We start from the raw sequence: 18842 nt of genomic DNA on the forward strand, positions 1-18842 counted from the left end.
AGGGATGGATCAGGAGTGCTCGGCAAGCCCGTTCAGCGTGGTCAGGTCCCCGGCGCTCAAGACGATGGAGGCGCTCGCGAGGTTCTCCGCGAGGTGCGCGAGCGAGGACGTGCCAGGGATGAGCAGCACGTTGGGCGAGCGACGCAAGAGCCACGCGAGCGCCACCTGCATCGGCGTCGCCCCGAGCCGTGCGGCCACCGTGTCGAGCGTGCTGGACTGGAGCGGTGAGAACCCGCCGAGCGGGTAGAAGGGCACGTACGCGATGCGGAGCGCGGCGAGCTCGTCGATGACGGCGTCGTCGTTTCGGTGCGTCAGGTTGTAGTGGTTCTGCACGCACACGATCTCCGTGAGCCTGCGTCCCTCCGCGATCTGCGCGGCCGTGACGTTGCTCAGGCCGATGTGTCGAATCAGCCCGCGTCGCTGAAGTTCGGCGAGCGCGGTCAGCGGCGCTTCGATGGAGCCCTCCGCCGGGCCATGGGCGCTGAACATCGCGCGAAGGTTCACGACGTCGAGCACGTCCAGGCCCAGGTTGCGGAGGTTGTCGTGAACCGCGCGCTCGATGTCGGTGGCGGAGAGGGCGGGCTCCCACGACCCCGACGGGCCGCGTACGGCACCGACCTTCGTGGCGATGACCAGGCCCTCGCGATACGGATGCAGCGCCTCGCGGATGAGCTCGTTCGTGACGTGGGGACCGTAGATGTCGCTGGTGTCGACGTGGTTGACGCCCTGGGCGATGGCCTCTCGCAGCACGGCGACGGCGGCCTTGCGATCCCTGGGGGGGCCGAAGACACCGGGGCCGGCGAGCTGCATGGCGCCGTAGCCGAGGCGACGAACGGTGTGAGCGCCGAGGCGGTAGCTGTCTGCGATGTGGAGGTCGGTCATGACGGGTCCTTTGAAGATGGGCTTCGTCACGGAACCTACGAAGGACCCGCTGCGCGACGGGCCACTATAATCTGCACGGGCTGAGCGGTAATCTGCACAGTCCATGGATGAACTCGCGGACCTCACAGCGTTCTTGACGGTCGCCCGTGAGGGCGGCTTTCGCAGCGCCGCCCGTGCGGCGGGCACGAGCGCGTCGCGCATGGGCGACGCGGTTCGTCGGCTGGAAGCCCGGCTCGGAGTCCGGCTGCTCCATCGCACCACCCGCAGCGTCACACCCACCGACGCAGGCGCGCGCCTGCTCGAGCGGATCACCCCGGCGTTCAGTGAGGTGCGCGCCGCGCTGGACGTGGTCAACGACTTCCGGGATCGCCCCGCGGGTCGTCTGAGGCTCAACGTGCCGACCGCCGCCGCACGGCTCGTCCTCCCTCACATCGTGCCGCCCTTCCTCGCGAAGTACCCCGACATCTGCCTCGAAGTGACCGCGGAGGAGCGCAGCGTCGACGTGGTCGCCGAAGGCTTCGACGCCGGCATCCGCTACGAAGAGTGGCTCGAAAAGGACATGGTGGCGGTTCCCATCGGTCCGCGCGTCCAGCGCTTCGCGACGGCCGCGTCACCCGCATACCTTTCTCGCCGCGGTCGTCCCACGCATCCGCGTGAGCTGCTCGAACATGATTGCTTGCGCTGGCGCTCCACGAACGGGCCGCTGCACCCGTGGGAATTCGAACGCGACGGAGTGACGACCAAGGTCGAGCCGAAGGGCCCGCTGATCGTCGGTTTCGGTGGAACCATGGAGCTTGCCGTGGATGCCGCCGTGGCGGGGAGCGGGATCGTCTATCTGTTCGAGGATTGGCTACGTCCCTTCATCGACCGGGGAGCGCTGGTTCCCGTGCTCCAACCCTGGTGGATGAGCTTCTCCGGGCCCTTTCTCTACTACCCCAGTCGTCAGCACCTGCCGACGCCGCTGCGTGCCTTCGTGGACTTCGTGAAGTCGATGCAGTCGCAAGCTCGCCGACGTGACAAACGCTGAACTCCGGCGCGCTCGGCGTGAAGCGCCCCTCTCCCTGGCTGACCCGCATCAAGGCTGGCGAGCGGGCAGGACGCAGGGCATGCAGGCAGCGGGCGGGCAGGGTGGCCGGCCCCGGACAAGTGGGCATTTTTCCAGTGGGAAACCCCAGGGAGTCACCATAGGGACCGGTCTCCCCCATCCACGGAGCTCCACGGAACATGAGTCAGGCAGTCCCTCCCGGCCCGGAAGTCCTCTTCACGGGGAGCAGTCAGATGCACGCGCTCGTGCGTGCGCACGACTGGGCTTCGACCCCGGTGGGCCCCGTGGCTTCCTGGCCGACGAGCCTCAAGGTGCTCGTGAAGACGCTGCTCGGTTCGCGCTACCCCATGATCCTCACGTGGGGCCCGGAGCTCAGCCAGTTCTACAACGACGCCTATTCGGCGGTGATTGGCGACAAGCACCCGGGCGCGCTGGGCACGGACATCCGGGGCACGCTGGCGGAGGCGTGGGACGCGCTGGGGCCGCTGGTCATGGAGGCGATGACCACCGGCGTCGCCAGCTGGGTGCCGGCGCTCATGCTGCTGCTGGAGCGCAGCGGCTACCGGGAGGAGTCCTACTTCGACGTCAGCCACGCGCCCGCCTTCGACGACGCGGGCGCCATTGGCGGCATGCTGGCGGTGTGCGCGGAGGTGACGCAGCAGGTGCTGAGCAGCCGGCGCATGCGGCTCTTGCGCGACCTGTCCGCCCGGGCGTCGGATACGCGCAGCGTGGCGAAGACGTGCGCGGACCTGATGTCCGCCATGGCCGGGCACCCGCTGGACGTGCCCTTCGCGCTGCTCTACCTGCGCTCCGCGGACGGCCGGTCGCTGACGTTGAGCGGGGCCGCGGGCCTGGAGCGGGGGGGCCCCCTGAGCCCCGAAACCCTCGCGTTGGAGCCGGATGCCCCGGAGGCGGCCTCCTTCCTGCGCGCCCTGGCGGGGGAGCGCGTGCGCCGGGACGGCCTGGAGTCGCGGCTGTCGCTGAAGGGCGGGCCCTTCGGGGACGCGGTGGGTTCGCTGCTCCTCCAGTCGCTCGCGGGGGCGGGCACCGCCGCGCCCCTGGGCGTGCTCGTCACGGGGCTGTCACCCAACCGCGCCTTCGATGAAGGCCATGCGTCGTTCTGCGAGCTGATGGCCTCCCAGGTGGCGGTGGCGCTGCGCAACGCCCGGGCCTACGAGGAGGAGCGGCGGCGCTCCGAACAACTGGCGGAGCTGGACCGGGCGAAGACGGCCTTCTTCCACAACATCTCCCACGAGTTCCGCACGCCGCTCACGCTGATGCTGGGGCCGCTGGAGGACGTGCTCGCGCGGGGACCCGTGACGGAGGCCGCCCGGCAGGACCTGGAGGTGGTGCACCGCAACGCGGGCCGTCTGCTGCGGCTGGTGAACACGCTGCTGGACTTCAGCCGGCTGGAGGCGGGGCGCATCGATTCGTGCTTCGAGCCCACGGACCTGGCCGCGCTCACGCAGGACCTGGCCAGCCACTTCCGCTCCGCCGTGGAGCGCACGGGGCTGGCCTTCGTCGTGGACTGCCCGCCCCTGCCGGAGCCCGTCTACGTGGACCGGCAGATGTGGGAGAAGGTTGTCTTCAACCTGCTCTCCAACGCGCTCAAGTTCACCTTCACGGGCTCGCTCACCGTGCGGCTGACGGCCACCGACGACGCCGTCCTCCTGCGCGTCACCGACACCGGCACCGGCATCCCGGCCCAGGAGCTGCCCCACCTCTTCGAGCGCTTCCACCGCGTGCACAACGCGCGGGGGCGCACCCACGAGGGCACCGGCATCGGGCTGGCGCTGGTGAGCGAGCTGGTGGCGCAGCACGGCGGCGACGTGCGGGTGGACAGCGTGGTGGACGAGGGCAGCACCTTCACCGTCCGCATCCCCCGGGGAAGCGTCCACCTGCCCGCCGAGCGCATCCTCGCCCCACGCGAGCACGCGTCCACCGCCACGGGCGCGCGCCCCTACCTCCAGGAGTCCGAGCGCTGGTCGGACCCCGAAGCCGCGCCCGCGTCCGTCCTCCCGTCGCCCGGGGCGCAGGGGCTGTCGGGGCCGCCGCCAGAAGCCCAGCGGCCCCGCGTGCTGGTGGCGGACGACAACGCGGACATGCGCGAGTACGCGCAGCGCGTGCTGTCGCCCTCCTTCGACGTGACGCTGGTGGCGGACGGACAGGCGGCGCTGGAGGCCGCGCACGCGAGCGTCCCGGACCTGGTGCTGACGGACGTGATGATGCCCAGGCTGGGCGGCTTCGGCCTGCTGCGCGCGCTGCGGGAGGTGCCCGCCACGCGCGCCGTCCCGGTGGTGATGCTGTCCGCGCGCGCTGGCGAGGAGGCGGCGGTGGAGGGGCTGGAGGCGGGCGCGGATGACTACCTGGTGAAGCCCTTCAGCGCCCGGGAGCTGGTGGCGCGGGTGCGCTCCATGCTGGAGCTGGCGCGCATGCGCCGTGAAGCCGTGCGCCAGGAACTGCTCGCCGCGTCGCTGCGCGAGAGCCTCCAGGCCCGCGACGACTTCCTGGCGGTGGCGAGCCACGAGCTGAAGACGCCGCTGGCCGCCTTCCGGCTCCACCTGGAGCGGCTGGAGCGCAGCCTGGGCGAGGAGGCGCTGGGCCGGGCGAGGAGCCCGCTGGAGTCCGCGGGCCGGCAGGTGCAGCGGCTGCACGCGCTGATGGAGACGCTGCTGGACGTGTCCCAGCTCACCACGGGCCGGCTGGCGCTGGACCTGATCGACGTGGACCTCACCTCCGTGGTGGGCGACGCCGTGGCGCGGCTGCGCGACGAGGTGGAGCGGCTGGGCGTCACGGTGACGCTGGAGGCGGGGACGCCGCTCGTCGGCCGGTATGATCGACTGCGCATCGAACAGGTGATGACGAACCTGCTGTCGAACGCGGCCAGGTATGGCCAGGGCCGGCCCATCGCGGTGCGCGTGGCCTCTGAAGATGGCACCGCGCGCGTCATCGTGCGCGACGAGGGCATTGGCATCAGCCCGGAGGACCGCGCGCGCATCTTTGAGCGCTTCGAGCGCGCGGTGCCCGCCCGCAACTACGGGGGCCTGGGCCTGGGCCTCTGGATTGCCCGCCAGGTGGTGGAGGCGCACGGCGGCCGCATCTCCGTGGACAGCGCCCCGGGCGCGGGGTCCACCTTCATGGTGGAGCTGCCCCTGCGGGGACTCCCGGCGGCGTGACGAAGAAAGGGGGACCCGGGCGCACGGCCCAGGCCCCCCTACAGGGACTTCACGTCAGGGTGCGTGACTCACTGCCCGACGGTGAACACCAGGTCGTCGCGGTCGTTGTACTCGTTGGACACGCACGGCCCGGAGGGGCTGCCGCTGCCGTAGCGGAACTGCGCGCGCACGGCCTGGTTGGCGCCCGAGGGCAGCGTGTACGTGGCGGACAGCGTCTGGGCGCCCGCGGCCGTCGGGGTGATGGTGGTGATGAGCGTCCAGACCGGCGTCGTCGCGCTGGCGTTGGCCGTGTAGTACAGGTCCAGGCGGTCCGACGACGGGCTGGCGTAGGCCCACACCGTGGCCTCCACCTTCACCTGCTTGCCGGGGGCGAAGTTGCTGCCGTCCACGGTGGACACCTTGAGCGCGTCGTTGGACTCGTCGCTGTGGAAGGTGCCGCTGCTGCCGTCGACGCAGGTGCCCCTGAGCGTGTTGGGCGCGCTCGTCTCCGCCGGGCTCATGGCCCCGCGGCCCTTGAACGCCGTGCCGCTGTCGCAGGTGGCGGCCACCGCGCTGCAACGCAGCGTCCTGTAGGTGGCGTCATACGTGCCGGACGTGGACACGTTGGACACCGTCGCCGTGGTCGTGCTCGTGGTGGTGGCGTTGCCCGCGCTGTCGGACGCCTTCGCCGCGAAGGTGTGGCTGCCGTTGGCCACCGTGCGGCTGTCCCACGCGAAGGTGTAGGGGGACGTGAAGTCCGTGCCCCGGATGGTGCCGTCCACGAAGAACTCCACCTTGTTGACGCCCACGTTGTCGCTGGCCGTCGCGGCCAGGGTCACCGTGCCCGTCACCGTGCCGCCGTTCGTCGGCGTGGTGAGCGACACCGTGGGGGCCTGGGTGTCCGTGGGCAGGCCGGGGATGGTGCCCTTGCCCAGCTCCGCCAGGTACGCGGCCGCGATGCGCGCGAACTTCAGCGCGTTGTTCGCGTTGTTGCCGCTCTGCCCGTCCGTGCTGTTGGCCAGCGTGTCGTTGGCCGTGTGGATGTACGGGTTGTCCTGGCTCATCGTCGCTTCGAACGGGATGGACGCCGGGTAGCCCGCGCTGGTCCACGACGCGTGGTCCGAGCAGCCGTAGCCGCACGTGATGTTGGAGCGCGAATAGCCCGTGTACGTGTCGATGAGGTTGCCCAGGAACGCGTTCTGCGCCGCGTTGGTGTTGTCGGTGACGATCGTCACCTCCACCGTGGAGCCGCGGTAGTTGGTCATGTCCAGCTGGAGCACGCCCACCACGTTGGTGTTCGCCGCCTTGTGCGCCTGCGCGATGGCCTGCGAGCCCAGCAGGCCCACCTCCTCCGCCGCGTACGCCATGAACTTCACCGTGCGCGCCGGCTTGTAGCCCTTGGCCATCGCGACGCGGAACACCTCGGAGAGGGTGGCCACGCCGGAGGCGTCGTCATCCGCGCCCGGCGCCGTCGCGGTGGGGCGGCTGGAGGAGCCCACGTTGAGGTTGATGGAGTCCAGGTGGCCGCCAATCACCACCACCTCGTTGGGCAGCAGGGTGCCCGTGACGGTGGCGATGACGGAGGGCTGATCCCAGGTGGCGTGCGTGTACAGCTGCACGTTCACGTCGCTGCGGCCCGCCGCGTAGGACAGCCACGTGTCCCGCAGCCAGTTGGACGCCTGCACGGAGCTGGCCGAGCCCTTGTAGTAGCGGTTCGTGTAGCTGGACAGCTGCGTGATGGTGCTGCGCAGGCTGGACTCCTGGAGGCCGGAGTACAGCGAGCTGACCACCGCCGCGTTGTCCAGCGTGTAGCTCACCAGCGACGGGTTGATGGCCGGCTGCACGGGCGCCAGCACCGCCAGCGCCGCCTCCTGCGTGTCGTGCGTGAGGAAGCCCGCGCACCGGTGGTACTTGTCGTGCATCAGCTTGGACACGTCCCCCAGCTGCGACTCGCGCAGCTTGAGCACGCTCACGCCGTTCGCCTCGCGCACCAGCGTGGGCACGGCCTCACCCGACGCGCGGAACGACGTGCGCAGGGCGTCCAGCGCCTCCGAGCCCACGGAGATGTAGACCTCCTTCTCGCGCGCCTCCTGGGCGGAGGCGGTGGCGCAGCACAGCGACAAAACGACGGGGGCCAGCTTCTTCAAACGCATGTTCCGCTCCGATTGCAGGCGAGGCACGCCCTGCGTGAACGCCACCCGTGCCCGCTGCTCAGGGGGAACCGAGGTGAGAAATGGCACGGTGAAAGACCGCCCACGTCCGTCCCGGACGGCAGCGTCCTGGACCCCGTGGGTTGGGAGCGCATCCTGGGGAAATCAAGACGTGGCCGTCAAGGCGGACAGCAGCGTGAAACAGGATGAGACAGGCAAAGCCGCAGTCGCTGAGCGGTGGCGCCACGCGGCGCCATGGCCATGACGCACCCGGGCCATGCGCGGGCGCGCGCGGAAACATTTCGCGGTGTCTTGGAACAGGCGGGGACGGAAAGGGGGTAGGCGCCGCGCGTCAGGTCTGGAGGTTCAACGCCAGCGAACGACCGGCTTCGAAGCGGGGCTCGGACTTGAGCTTCTCCAGCACGCGCTCGGTGGCGATGAGCGTCACCTGGGGCAGCATCCCCGGTTCGCTCATCCACTTCACCGCGCCCAGCAGGTGATGTGCCTTGATGAACTCCAGCACGGCGCCGTGGAAGGCCTTGCCTTCCTCCTGCCAGGCCCGGGCCAGCACGTCCCTGCCGCGCCGCTCGGGGGCGCGACGTGCCGATGACCGCTCTTCGCGGGGCATGACGATGATTTCGATGAACATCGCGTCACCCTCCTGAAGGCAAGAACAACGAAGCGGCGCGCACTATCGCATGAACCTGTGTCCGCCCGCCGCCAGGTGCCCACCCTTTTGCGGAAGGTCCTTTCCGCTTCCGGGACTTACCGGGCGCCCCCACCTTGACATGCGCGAATTGCAGGTTTGATGGGTGGGTGTCTGCCGATTGTTGGACACGCAGAAAGTGGGAAACACCCAGAAGGAGGCTGTCCACGGAGCCGCACCGGGGCCGTTTGTTCGAGCACGTCCACCTCCCGCTCCGGGACCTTGAAGCAAGCAAGCGCTTCGAGAAGGCGGTGCTGGAGGTGGCGGGTGTCGCGTCGGGCGGGAGTGACGCCAGGGGCCCCCGGGATGATCCGGGAGCCCCTGGCGCGCGAGGCGACTTCGCGCGTGGCGCGACTACCGCGCCGTCACGGTGCGACCCTGGACCTGCTTCGTGGCCGGGCCCGTGGGGGACGCGGCCACCGCGGACACGACGCTGAAGGCCAGGTCGTCACGGTCGTTGAACGAGCCCGTGACGCAGGTGCTGGAGGCGGAGCCGCCGAAGCGGAACTGCGCGCGCACCGCGTGCTGGCCGGTGGTGGCGCCCACCGTCACCGGGATGGAGAACGTCTTGAGCCCCACCGCGGTGCAGGCCTGGGCGGTGGTGACGGTCGTCCATGAGGGCGTGGTGGTGTTCGTCGTGTAGTACAGGTCCAACTGGTCCGTGGTGCCGTAGCACCACACCGTCACGTCCACCGTGAGCTGCTTGCCCGGGGTGATGAGGCCCTGGTCCACCGTCTTGAGCGACACCCGGTCGATGCTCTCATCCGTGTGGTAGCCGCCGGAGTTGCCGTCCGCGCACGTCGCGCCCAGCGTGTTGGGCCGGTTGGGCTCCGCGCCGGTGGCCATGGAACCGCGCCCGTTGACGAGCGTGGGGCCGGTGTCACAGCCGCACACCGAGCCGCAGGCGGGCACGCGGATGTTGGCGTTGTAGGTGGCGACCACGGGGGTGCAGACGTTGGTGGTGGTGAAGCTGGAGGCGGCGCTGTACGCGCTCGCGCCGCAGTTGTCCGTGGCGCGCGCGCGCCAGTAGTACGTCGTGAGGTTGGACAGGCCGGGCGTCACGTTCCATGCGCTGGAGCCCAGGCCGGTGGTGCTGCGCACCACGTTGGTGAACGCGCTGTCCGTCGCCACCTGGACGTCGTAGGCCGAAGCGCTCGCCACGTCCGTCCAGTCCAGCGCGGGGGCCAGGGCGACGCCGGTGGCGCCGCTGGCGGGCGACGTCAGCGTGGGCGCCGCCAGGTTGACGCAGCCGCGCGTGGTGAAGCTGCGCGCCGCGGACCAGCCGCTGGTGCCGCCGCACGAGTTGAGCGCGCGCACGCGCCAGTAGTAGGCGGTGGTGGCCGACAGGCCGGGGGACACCGTCCAGGTGCTGGTGACCAGCGAGTTGGCGCTGCGCACCACGTTGGTGAACGCGCTGTCCGTCGCCACCTGCACCTCGTAGCCGGCCACGCCCGTCACGTCCGCCCAGTCCAGCACCGTGAGCAGCTCCACGCCGGTGGCGCCGGAGGCGGGGGTGGACAGCGCGGGCGCGCCGGGCGCGGCGCAGGACGGCGTGGTGCAGGTGCAGGTGCTCGCCTGGCCGAAGCACGCGTTGCTGCTCGCGGGCACGACCGAGTAGCAGTACTGCCGCCCGTTGGCGACCTCCGGGTCCGTGTAGCTGGTGCCGGTGACGGTGGCCACGCGCGCCTTGCCGAAGTCACAGCCCGCGAAGCCCTCCGTCTTCATCACCCAGTACTGGTTGGCGCCCGCCGAAGCGGTCCACGACAGGCCCACCTGGCCGTCGCCCGGGGTGGCCGTGGTGACGGGCGCGGCGGTGGGGCCGGCCGCGCAGCCGCCGTTGGTGGGGGCGGGCGTGGAGCAGGCGATGTTGTGGCGGTTGTAGGCCGCGTAGATGGCCGTCATGTGCGGGGTGCCGTCCGCCAGGTTGCCGTTGTCGTCGTCCGCCGCCAGCCACTGCATGTAGCCGTTGGTGGCGCCGCAGCCGTCGGACGTGCCGGCGGAGCAGTTGCAGGCGTGCCAGGTGCCCACGTTGCCGGAGCCCTGGTAGAACAGCTTGTTGCCCAGCAGGAACGCGTCGTTGGAGGTGTAGTTGAAGGGCGCCGCGGTGAGGTCGCGCGTCACCAGGTCCCAGGCCGCCTGACGCACGGGGGAAGCCGCGCAGTGCACCTGCTTGCTGCACGGGCCGCTGCCGGAGGAGCACATCTGGCAGGTGAAGTTCTGCGGCGTGGCGGGGATGTTCGGCGCGCTCGCCGCCCAGTCCGCGTCCCGCACGCCGGAGCAGCGCAGGTTGCACCAGGACTTGCCGGCCACCTGCGCCTCCTGCTGGTTGTAGCCGGAGCCGTCCGGCGTCAGGCCGCAGCCGGTGTTCGTCGTCTGGAAGAAGCCGTAGCCCACGCAGGAGGTCTGCAGGCGCAGGATGGCGGCGATGTCCGCGTAGCCCTCGCTGGAGTTGGACAGCGAGCCGTTGGCGTCGAAGTCGTCCATGCCGTGGCCCCACTCGTGGTCGAACACGGCGCCAATCTCACCCGTGTTCCGGCACCCGCCGCCGCTGCGGTAGAAGTTCACCGAGCTGCCGTTCCAGAACGCGTTGCAGGTGCTGTTGATGTTCACGTTGGAGAGCAGCTGGCTCTGCAGCCAGGTGTTGGTGGGCAGCCAGCCGCGGGCCACCTCGGTGATCTTGTTCAGCTCGTAGAAGCTGGAGCGCGCCGCCGCCGTATTGCCCGCGGAGGTGCCCGCGGGCACCGTGCAGTCGTGGTCGTTGTTCACGCCGCCCAGGTTGATGCTGCCCGTGGCGGAGCTCACGTTGATGGCGCCGCAGTTGTCGGCGATCCGCACGTACTTGCCCGCGAGCGTCGTGGTGACGTTGCCGGCGCTGTAGTTGTAGATGCCCGCGCCGTCGGTGAAGTTGTTGGGCGCCGCGAAGCCGGTGTTGGCCCACGGCATGGGGGAGTCCGGCTGCATCGTGCCGCACGTCGCGTTGGACGCGCACGTGCCCACGTTGGTGGACGGGTACACGCCGCCCTTCAGCTGCGCGTCCAGGTAGTGGTTGTCGTCCTCCACGGCGAGCACCTCGCCGGAGTTCGCGTCCACCGTCACCTTCCATCGCTCGTTCTCACCGGGGTTGGAGAAGCCGTAGCTCCACACCAGCGCGTGGCCGTAGCCCTGGCCGAACGCCGCCCCCGTGCGCGCGAACGGCGTCACTTCCAGCGTGGGCTGCTGCCAGAGGCTCGTGGGCGTCAGCGACTGGCCCAGGAACGTGGCTCCCGCGCCCAGCGCCTGCGACGCCCCCAGCGTGGGCTTCACGTCGATGGCCACGTTGGCCCACGACTCCGTGCCCAGCAGCACCAGGTTGCCGTGGCTGATGGTGGCCGCGATGCGGCCGTGGCGCACCGGCACGCCCCGCACCACCTGCGGGATGTGCACCTGCCACAGCGAGTCCGTCACCGCCGTCACCCGGGGGGCGCCCAGCTGCATCAGGTCCACGCCGAGCGCGTCCTGGTTGTCCGCGATGAACTTGAAGACGAGCTCGCCGACCACCGCCTCGTCCACGCTCCCCACCGAGCGGCCCAGCCCCTGGCGCACGTCGTTGAGCGTGACGGCGTTGCGGAAGCCGTCACCGGGGATGAGCGGGAAGCTGCCCTGGATGCCCGTGGCCGTGCCGGACAGCGGATCCACGTACACCTGCACGTTGCCGCCGCTGCGGGCCAGGAACCCCGCCCACCTGTCCGCGCTCACGCGCGGCATCAGCGTGCGCGCCTTCTCCAACGGCACGTTCTGGATGGGCAGGTACAGGTCCGGCTTGAAGAACGCCTTCTTCGCCACCGCGCCCTGCTGCGCGGGTTGAGGGGGTTGGACCGCGTACGTCGTGGATGAGACCAGGAGGGCCAGACAACAGACTGCGGACCGCAGGGGGCGCATGCACGTCTCCTCGGATGATGCCGTCGGACGGGACCAACGGGCTCCGGGGCGGAGCGCTGTCTGCTCTAGTGCAGATGCGGTTTGAGAATGAATTGCGGCTATTCCTGAGTAGGAGAGAATTTCGAAATACCGCCGGATTCCAGCGGCTTGTGATGTTCAGTGGTGAAAATTTCACTGACAGAGCGTTCTGTTCCGCTCGCAGTATTCCACCGGGGTCCTGCTCAGGGCTGGGGCCAGAGGCGGACGCGGTCGTCCTGGATGAGCTTCCCGTTCGTGGCGTCGGTGCTGCCGCTGGCCATGAAGCGGCGGGGCGGCTCGCGCGTGGCGAGCACGGCGGCTTCCAGCCACAGCAGGAGCAGCAGCGCCAGGGCCACCACGGGCGCCCCCCGGGCCACGGCCGCGCGGCGCTCCGCCAGCACCTTCAGCGGCAGCACCAGCAGGGGCAGCAGCGCGGGGAAGACGACGAGCAGCCCGCGCGCGTAGCCGAAGAAGGCGAGGGTGACGAGCACCCGGTGCAGCACCACCAGCGACAGCAGCCGGAACGGCGCGAACGCCGGCCGCAGGGACAGGAGCATTCCGGCGAGCAGCAGCGCGGTGAGCGGCCACTTGAGGCGCGCGTCGTCGGGAACGAACACGTCCACCGGGGCGCGGGCGCCCACCAGTCCCCCGGGCACGTCCGACACGCCGACGCCCAGGCGCAGGCCGTCCAGCCACAGGTCCAGCTTGGTCCACGCGAGCCGGGCCGCGTCGCCGGGCGCGGCCACCATCCACCGCAGCCCCTCCGCGTAGCCGTGCAGCAGCAGGCGGCGGTGTTCGGGGCGCGAGGGCTCCAACTGGCCGTTGGAGCCGCCCTGGTTGATGAGCGCCGGGGTGAAGCCGCCGGTGGCGCCCGCGTGGTTCGCCATCGCGAAGTTGAGCGGCCCGTACACGGTGACGGGCACCCACTCCGGCAGGGGCTCCAGGTGGGGGGCTTGTGCGTTCAACGTCCGCATCGTGTCCAGGTTGCGCACCGCGCCCGGCACCAGCACCAGCAGGGACACGCCCACCGCCGCGCCCCAGCGCCACAGCCAGGGCCGCGGGGGCCGCTCCCGCTCGCGCGCCGTCCACGCATACACGAGGAGGAAGGGCCACAGGCCCAGGTGTTCGGCGCGGGTGAGGGTGCCCAGGCCCATCACCGCGCCAAGCGCGACGGCGGCGGGCCATGAGAGGGATTCGCCCCCCTTGAGCACCAGCGCGCAGGTGAAACACAGCCACAGGGCCGACAATGTTTCATTGCTGTACGTGGTGGACAGCACCAGCCACCCGAAGCTCGTGGCGTACAGCCCCGCGGCGACCGCGCTCCACGCGGGGCCCAGCAGCCGCCGCCACCAGCCCAGGCACAGGGCCACGGTGGCCGCGCCCACGCAGGCGAGCGCCAGCTTGTACGGCAGCGCGCTGCCCCTGGGCTCGCCCAGCAGGTGGTAGAGGCCGCCGAGCAGGGCGGGGAACAGGGGCGGGTGGTAGGGCAGGGCGGTCGCGGCGTCCCGGCCGCGCGCCAGGTCCACCGCGGCGGTGTGGAAGAAGCGCGCGTCGCCCGCGAAGAAGATGGAGAAGGGCCAGTCCCGGTCCGGCGCCCCCCAGAGGTACAGCCCGCGCAGCAGCAGGCTCGCGGCGAAGGCGGCCCCAAGGCTCCAGGCCCCCGGGTGACGCCGGACGGCTTCGCGCAGGGAAGGCAGGCCCATGGGCTCCTCCGGAGGGGAAAGGCGCCGCACTCTACATTGGGCCGCGCGCCCGGGCCGGGGGCTGGGGTAGAGACGGGGTGCGTCAAACCGGGAGGACGAGCCATGAGTCGCGTGCTGGACGAGCTGTTGGGGCTCCTCAAGCTGGAGCCCATCGAGGAGAACCTGTTCCGGGGCGCCAGCCAGGACCTGGGCTTCCGCCAGCTCTTCGGCGGGCAGGTGCTGGGGCAGGCGGTGTCGGCGGCCAGCCAGACGGTGGAGCCCGCGCGCACGGTGCACTCGCTGCACGGCTACTTCCTGCGCCCCGGGGACGCGGGGCTGCCCGTCGTCTACACGGTGGACCGGGTGCGCGACGGCGGCAGCTTCACCACCCGCCGCGTCGTGGCCATCCAGAAGGGCCAGCCCATCTTCACGTTGATGGCGTCCTTCCAGGCGGACGAACCGGGTTTCACGCACCAGGCCACCATGCCGGACGTGCCGCCTCCGGAGTCGCTGCCCACGGACCTGGAGCTGCTGGGGCGCCACTCGGCGCGGATGTCGGAGCGCCACCGCGAGAAGTTCCTGTCCGCGAGGCCCATCGAGATGCGCCCGGTGACGTACGTGGACCCCTTCGAGCCGACGCGCGCGGAGCCGGTGAAGCACGTCTGGTTCCGCGCCGACGGCGACCTGCCCGACGAGGCCCAGGTGCACCGCTGCGTGCTCGCGTACGCCAGCGACTTCAACCTGCTGGGCACCGCGCTCCAGCCGCACGCGGTGAGCTTCCTCCAGCCGGGCCTCCAGATGGCCAGCCTGGACCACGCGCTCTGGTTCCACGGCGACCTGAAGGTCAACGACTGGCTGCTGTACTCGCTGGAGAGCCCCTGGTCGGGCAACGCCCGGGGGCTCGCGCGCGGCCACGTCTTCACCCGCGACGGGCGGCTCGTGGCCTCCGTGGCGCAGGAGGGGCTCCTGCGTCAGCGTCCGGACGGGCGCTGAGGGCGGGGCTCAGAACCGGAGGCCCCGGTCCTGCAGGCGGTCGAAGTCGATGCCGCCTCCGCCACCGTCCCCGTCCCCGTCCGTCGTGGGGTCGATGAGGATGCCCAGCGTCACCACCGACGCGAGCACCGCGACGCCGATGGCGCCCGTGAGCAGCAGCGTCCGGCCCAGGCTGAACTCGCGCAGCCGGCCGTGCTCCACCCGCGCCATGGGCACCACGAGCGGCGCGGCGTCCGGCTTGAGGGGCACGCCCTGGAAGCGGGTGGCGTCCACGCCCACCTGGATGAAGCGCTGCTCCTCCGTCTGGAAGCGCGCCCCCTCCGGCTCCGTCGCGGGGCCCACCAGCGCCAGCGGCGTGTCGGCGGTGAACGCGTGCGTCTCTCCGTCCACGTCCCTCACCAGGCGCCGGCGCTCGTTGGGGCGGTTGAGCATCACGTCCCCCAGCTCCCGCAGCAGCGCGGCGTTGTCGTCCTTGAAGCCATCCAGCCGCGCCAGCTCCGACTTCGGAATGGCATGGGTCGTCGTACACGCCGACGACATCAGGGACACGGCGAACAGCGCGGCGAACGAACGCATGGAGACGGCTCCTCCGGGGTGGGCCGCAAAGCCTATCCCGGTGCGTGCCCCGGCGCCTACCGGGGCACGCGGCCGGTGTCTCACTTCAACTGGTAGTTGGCGTTCAGCACGTCTTCCTTCGTGCGGCCCATCACCCAGCCGTCGTGGTAGACGACGCCCACCGGCGCCACGGTGTCGTTCCGGTACAGGCCGATCTTCAGGTAGTTGAGCTGGCCGCTGTACTGCGTCGCGATGTAGCGCTTGGGCAGCACCAGGGCGCCGTCGTAGTACAGCTCCACGAACCCCACGCTGGCGTTGGGCGACCACTTCACGTGGAAGACGAAGTCGTGCCACGCGTTGCGCACCAGCGGCGTCTTCCAGACGATGACGCCCGGGCTGCCGCCGATGTTGAGCCGCATCTCCTCCCCGTACACGTAGAACTCCACCGGGGGCGAGCCGCAGCAGCCGTCGTGGTGCCACTGGGTGAAGAGCTGCCACGTCCGGACGCTGGGGAAGTCCGACGGGAAGCGCGTGCTCCAGCGGTACCAGTACTCGGAGCCCGCCGCCTCCTTCGTCTGCTTGAAGATTTCGTTGCGGTTGCCGCTGGAGTTGATGGGGTCATCGCCCTGCCTCACGGTGGCCTTGAGGGCGAAGCCGCCTTCGCGCACCGGCGAGGGAATCACCTGCAGCCGGTCCGAGCTGACCATCTGCGTGCCGTCCCACTGGCTGCGGTCGCCGGACTCGAAGTCGCCCCGCCACACGATGCCGCCGGGCGCGGGTGACGTCACGCTGCCCGCGCAGGGGCGCGCCTCCGCGATGCTGGCCCAGTCGTTGACGGTGTTGCCCTGCACGTAGATGCGCACCCGGCGCGTGTTCACCGCGGTGAACTTGTACGTCTCCGCCGCCGTCGTCGTGCCGGAGCTCCTGCCGCTGTACACCTGGGTGTACGTCATGCCGTCCGGCGACACCGACACGCTGAACGTGTTGGCGCGCGTGTTGCCCTGGTGCCAGGCGACGGAGATGCCCCCCAGCCCCTTCGTGGAGCCCAGGTCGTAGTCAATCCACTGGCCCTTGCCCAGGCTGCTCCAGCGCGTGTCCAGCCTGTCGTCCAGGGAGTTGGTCGCGATGCTGCCCGCGCCGTCGTCGCCACTGGCCAACACGCTGCTGGGCGTCAACTGGGTGCAGCCGCTGGTGGTGAGGTCCTCGTCGGCGGCCGCCAGCGAAGGCGGCGGGTCATCCAGCGGGGCGTCCTCCGGCGCGCCACAACCAACGGCGCCCAGGACGAACAACGTTTCAACCAGGAGGAGGGTTTTCTTCAAGGAATGGCCCAGGGGGAAAGGACAGGCAGTGGGGAGGCCGCGCTCCCGGAATGCAAGACGGGGACGCGGCCAGGGGATGTCTGGCTTTACGGCGGGCAGTCCCCCTCCGCGCTCCGGCAACCATGAGACATGGCCCGGGCGTTGGAAGGGAAAAGACGGTGTGTCGTGTGTTCGTGCTCCATCCGGCAGCAGGGGAAGGCTGCCGTACTCCAAGGTGATGATTGGAATAGCGAAGTTCTATTTCGAACACAAGTCGAGCCACGCACGCCTGCATGCCCAGCAGGTACGAAAAGGAAAGACAGACATCTGTTTCAGACGGCCCGGTTGGAATCGTTCAACCCCCTGCGAGTGCCGATACGGCGCGTCGCGTGGGAGGCGCACCGGCGGCGTGCGGCTGCGTCCCGGGGGGACGCGCTGTGGTGCGGTGTGGGGCACGGCACGCACGCACCGGCCAGGGCATTTGCGACCCCTGTCCACTGGCGCCGTGTCTCGCGGGCCACCCCTTTGCCGCCGACTTGCGATGACGGGAGAATCAGGCAGAACGCCCCTGGAATGCTTGTGGATGACAACGAAGCCCGCCACACCGCGGACGTGAGGCCGGTCGAGTGACGCACCCCATGACGCGCCCCGAGTCCGCGCAGGTCCCCCGGAGCGAGCGCAAGCCGCTGTACGTGAAGGTCGTGACCCAGCCGGCGCTGCATGGCTGCTGGTCCGTGAACATCAGCGAGACGGGCATCGGGCTCATCGCCACGCCGCGCCGCCCGTCGGAGGGGCCGCACGAGAACGAGCCGGTGGAGCTGTCCTTCTCGCTGCCGGACACGGGCGCGTACGTGCGGGTGCGCGGCACGGTGCGCTGGCGCCATGACACCGCGGGCAGCGCGGGCACCGTCGCCGCGCTGGGGGTGAGCTTCGGCGCGTTCGACGCGGCGGACGGCGTGAAGCTGGCCCGCTACCTGTCCACGTCGCACCTCCAGGTGGTGGCCGCCTACGCCAGCGACGATGAGTCACGCGCGGTGCGCCAGGCCCTGGACGGGGTGGCCACGCCGCACTTCGCGGTCCACGCGGAGGACGTGCACGCGCTCTTGTCCCGCGGGGACATGGCCGCGCTGCTGGTGTGTGGCCAGGACGAGGCGCAGGCGCTGGCGCTGGTGGAGTCCCTGGGCGCGCTCCGGGCGGAGGTGGACCCGACGGGCGCGGGGCCGCCCAGCGACCTGGCCTCGCGCATCGTCTACTGCGCCCCCGCCGCGCCGGAGCGGCTGGTGGCGCTCTTCAACAGCGGGCGCATCTACCGGGCGCTGGGCGCGTGGCCGGACCCGGAGGACCTGCGCCAGGCGGTGCTCCAGGCGGGGCGCGAGCACGGCTTCCGCACCGAACAGTGGCGCATGGCGCTGGAGCTGGAGCGCAACCTGCTGCGCGAGCGCGCGCTCGCGCACGCGCCGGTGGGGGGCCCGGGCCGCACCGCGGAGGACGTGGGCTTCAGGAGCCCCGCCATGCAGCGGGTGATGGAGATGGTGCGCCTGGTCGCGCCCCACCGCGTGGCGGTGCTGCTGCAGGGCGAGACGGGCACCGGCAAGGAGGTGCTGGCGCGCATCCTCCACCGGCTCAGCGGCCGGGGGGACCTGCCGCTCGTGGTGCAGGACTGCGGCGCGCTCACGGAGACGCTGCTGGAAAGCGAGCTGTTCGGCCACGTGAAGGGGGCCTTCACCGGCGCGGTGTCGGACCACCCGGGCCTGTTCGTGCTCGCCAACGGCGGCACCATCTTCCTGGACGAAATCGAGAACACCACGCCCAACCTCCAGGCGAAGCTGCTGCGCGTCCTGGAGACGGGGGACGTGCGGCCGGTGGGCGGCACCCAGGTGCGCCACGTGGACGTGCGCGTCGTGGCCGCCAGCAACCGGGACCTGGGCGAGGAGGTGCGCGGTGGCCGCTTCCGCGCGGACCTCTTCTACCGGCTCAACAGCTTCACCATCGACATCCCTCCCTTGCGCGAGCGCCCGGAGGACATCCCGGAGCTGGCGCGCGCGTTCGTGGAGCAGTTCAACCGCACCCTCAAGCGCTCCGCCACGGGCGTGGCCCCGGACGCGGACGAGGTGATGCACGGCTACGGGTGGCCCGGCAACGTGCGCGAGCTGCGCAACGTGGTGGAGCGCGCGGTGCTGCTGTCCAGGCCCGGGGAGATGCTCACCCGGCGCCTCTTGCCCCCCGCGCTCATCAACAGCGCCGTCCCCCGCGCGGACCCCGCCGGGGACGGCTCCCTGCGCGCCCGGCTCCACCAGGTGGAGCGCGAGCTCATCCGCGAGGCCCTGGAGCGCCACGGGGGCGTCCTGCGCCGCGCGGCGGTGGCGCTGGGCATGGACCCGGTGACGCTGGGCCGCAGGGCCCGGCGTCACGGGCTGTGGAACCCGGAGTGACGTCCCCC

Annotated in this window: 11 protein-coding genes; 4 read left to right on the forward strand and 7 right to left on the reverse strand. The window is 70.9% G+C overall.

Features of this window, described 5'->3' with window-relative positions:
* Positions 1 to 9: 9 nt before the first annotated feature.
* Positions 10 to 882: an aldo/keto reductase family oxidoreductase gene (locus OV207_RS24360; protein WP_267557552.1), complete on the reverse strand. Its 873-nt coding sequence runs from the start codon at positions 880 to 882 to the stop codon at positions 10 to 12.
* Between the two features lie 103 nt (positions 883 to 985).
* Here OV207_RS24360 and OV207_RS24365 point away from each other — a divergent pair, with 103 nt between their 5' ends.
* Together OV207_RS24365 and OV207_RS24370 are read left to right on the forward strand one after the other, a co-directional pair.
* Positions 986 to 1909, forward strand: coding sequence for a LysR family transcriptional regulator (locus tag OV207_RS24365; protein WP_267557553.1), 924 nt, complete (start codon positions 986 to 988; stop codon positions 1907 to 1909).
* A 197-nt stretch (positions 1910 to 2106) separates the two neighbouring features.
* The gene (locus OV207_RS24370; protein WP_267557554.1) at positions 2107 to 5103 is read left to right on the forward strand and encodes an ATP-binding protein; all 2997 of its coding nucleotides are present in this window, start codon (positions 2107 to 2109) and stop codon (positions 5101 to 5103) included.
* A gap of 68 nt (positions 5104 to 5171) precedes the next feature.
* On the opposite strand, the gene OV207_RS24375 is transcribed toward OV207_RS24370, so the two are convergent.
* The 4 genes from OV207_RS24375 to OV207_RS24390 all read right to left on the reverse strand — a co-directional run bounded on the left by OV207_RS24375 (position 5172) and on the right by OV207_RS24390 (position 13577).
* The gene (locus OV207_RS24375) at positions 5172 to 7235 is read right to left on the reverse strand and encodes a M20/M25/M40 family metallo-hydrolase (protein WP_267557555.1); all 2064 of its coding nucleotides are present in this window, start codon (positions 7233 to 7235) and stop codon (positions 5172 to 5174) included.
* Positions 7236 to 7584: 349 nt separating this feature from the next.
* Positions 7585 to 7881 (reverse strand): hypothetical protein, encoded by a 297-nt coding sequence (locus OV207_RS24380; protein WP_267557556.1) that lies wholly within the window; start codon positions 7879 to 7881, stop codon positions 7585 to 7587.
* A gap of 411 nt (positions 7882 to 8292) precedes the next feature.
* Positions 8293 to 11856: an endopeptidase gene (locus tag OV207_RS24385; protein WP_267557557.1), complete on the reverse strand. Its 3564-nt coding sequence runs from the start codon at positions 11854 to 11856 to the stop codon at positions 8293 to 8295.
* A gap of 221 nt (positions 11857 to 12077) precedes the next feature.
* Entirely contained in the window at positions 12078 to 13577 is a 1500-nt protein-coding gene (locus OV207_RS24390; RefSeq protein WP_267557558.1) for an ArnT family glycosyltransferase, read from the reverse strand.
* 102 nt (positions 13578 to 13679) lie between these two features.
* On the opposite strand from OV207_RS24390, the gene tesB reads away from it, so the two are divergent.
* The gene (gene tesB, locus OV207_RS24395; protein WP_193429111.1) at positions 13680 to 14549 is read left to right on the forward strand and encodes an acyl-CoA thioesterase II; all 870 of its coding nucleotides are present in this window, start codon (positions 13680 to 13682) and stop codon (positions 14547 to 14549) included.
* Positions 14550 to 14558: 9 nt separating this feature from the next.
* Here tesB and OV207_RS24400 read toward each other — a convergent pair whose 3' ends face one another.
* Entirely contained in the window at positions 14559 to 15125 is a 567-nt protein-coding gene (locus tag OV207_RS24400; protein WP_267557559.1) for a hypothetical protein, read from the reverse strand.
* Between the two features lie 80 nt (positions 15126 to 15205).
* Complete coding sequence (locus OV207_RS24405; RefSeq protein ID WP_267557560.1) at positions 15206 to 16423, reverse strand: heparin lyase I family protein; 1218 nt, start codon at positions 16421 to 16423, stop codon at positions 15206 to 15208.
* Between the two features lie 617 nt (positions 16424 to 17040).
* Here OV207_RS24405 and OV207_RS24410 point away from each other — a divergent pair.
* Positions 17041 to 18834, forward strand: coding sequence for a sigma 54-interacting transcriptional regulator (locus OV207_RS24410; RefSeq protein ID WP_193429114.1), 1794 nt, complete (start codon positions 17041 to 17043; stop codon positions 18832 to 18834).
* Positions 18835 to 18842 lie beyond the last annotated feature (8 nt).

Source organism: Corallococcus sp. BB11-1 (assembly GCF_026626625.1).
In the GTDB taxonomy this organism is placed as follows: Bacteria; Myxococcota; Myxococcia; order Myxococcales; family Myxococcaceae; genus Corallococcus; species Corallococcus soli.

What these genes read in the sequence shown, in the direction of transcription:
- OV207_RS24360 (WP_267557552.1), bottom strand. Translation starts at nt 882, where the DNA reads ATGACCGACCTCCACATCGCAGACAGCTACCGCCTCGGCGCTCACACC.
- OV207_RS24365 (WP_267557553.1), top strand. Translation starts at nt 986, where the DNA reads ATGGATGAACTCGCGGACCTCACAGCGTTCTTGACGGTCGCCCGTGAG.
- OV207_RS24370 (WP_267557554.1), top strand. Translation starts at nt 2,107, where the DNA reads ATGAGTCAGGCAGTCCCTCCCGGCCCGGAAGTCCTCTTCACGGGGAGC.
- OV207_RS24375 (WP_267557555.1), bottom strand. Translation starts at nt 7,235, where the DNA reads ATGCGTTTGAAGAAGCTGGCCCCCGTCGTTTTGTCGCTGTGCTGCGCC.
- OV207_RS24380 (WP_267557556.1), bottom strand. Translation starts at nt 7,881, where the DNA reads ATGTTCATCGAAATCATCGTCATGCCCCGCGAAGAGCGGTCATCGGCA.
- OV207_RS24385 (WP_267557557.1), bottom strand. Translation starts at nt 11,856, where the DNA reads ATGCGCCCCCTGCGGTCCGCAGTCTGTTGTCTGGCCCTCCTGGTCTCA.
- OV207_RS24390 (WP_267557558.1), bottom strand. Translation starts at nt 13,577, where the DNA reads ATGGGCCTGCCTTCCCTGCGCGAAGCCGTCCGGCGTCACCCGGGGGCC.
- tesB (WP_193429111.1), top strand. Translation starts at nt 13,680, where the DNA reads ATGAGTCGCGTGCTGGACGAGCTGTTGGGGCTCCTCAAGCTGGAGCCC.
- OV207_RS24400 (WP_267557559.1), bottom strand. Translation starts at nt 15,125, where the DNA reads ATGCGTTCGTTCGCCGCGCTGTTCGCCGTGTCCCTGATGTCGTCGGCG.
- OV207_RS24410 (WP_193429114.1), top strand. Translation starts at nt 17,041, where the DNA reads ATGACGCGCCCCGAGTCCGCGCAGGTCCCCCGGAGCGAGCGCAAGCCG.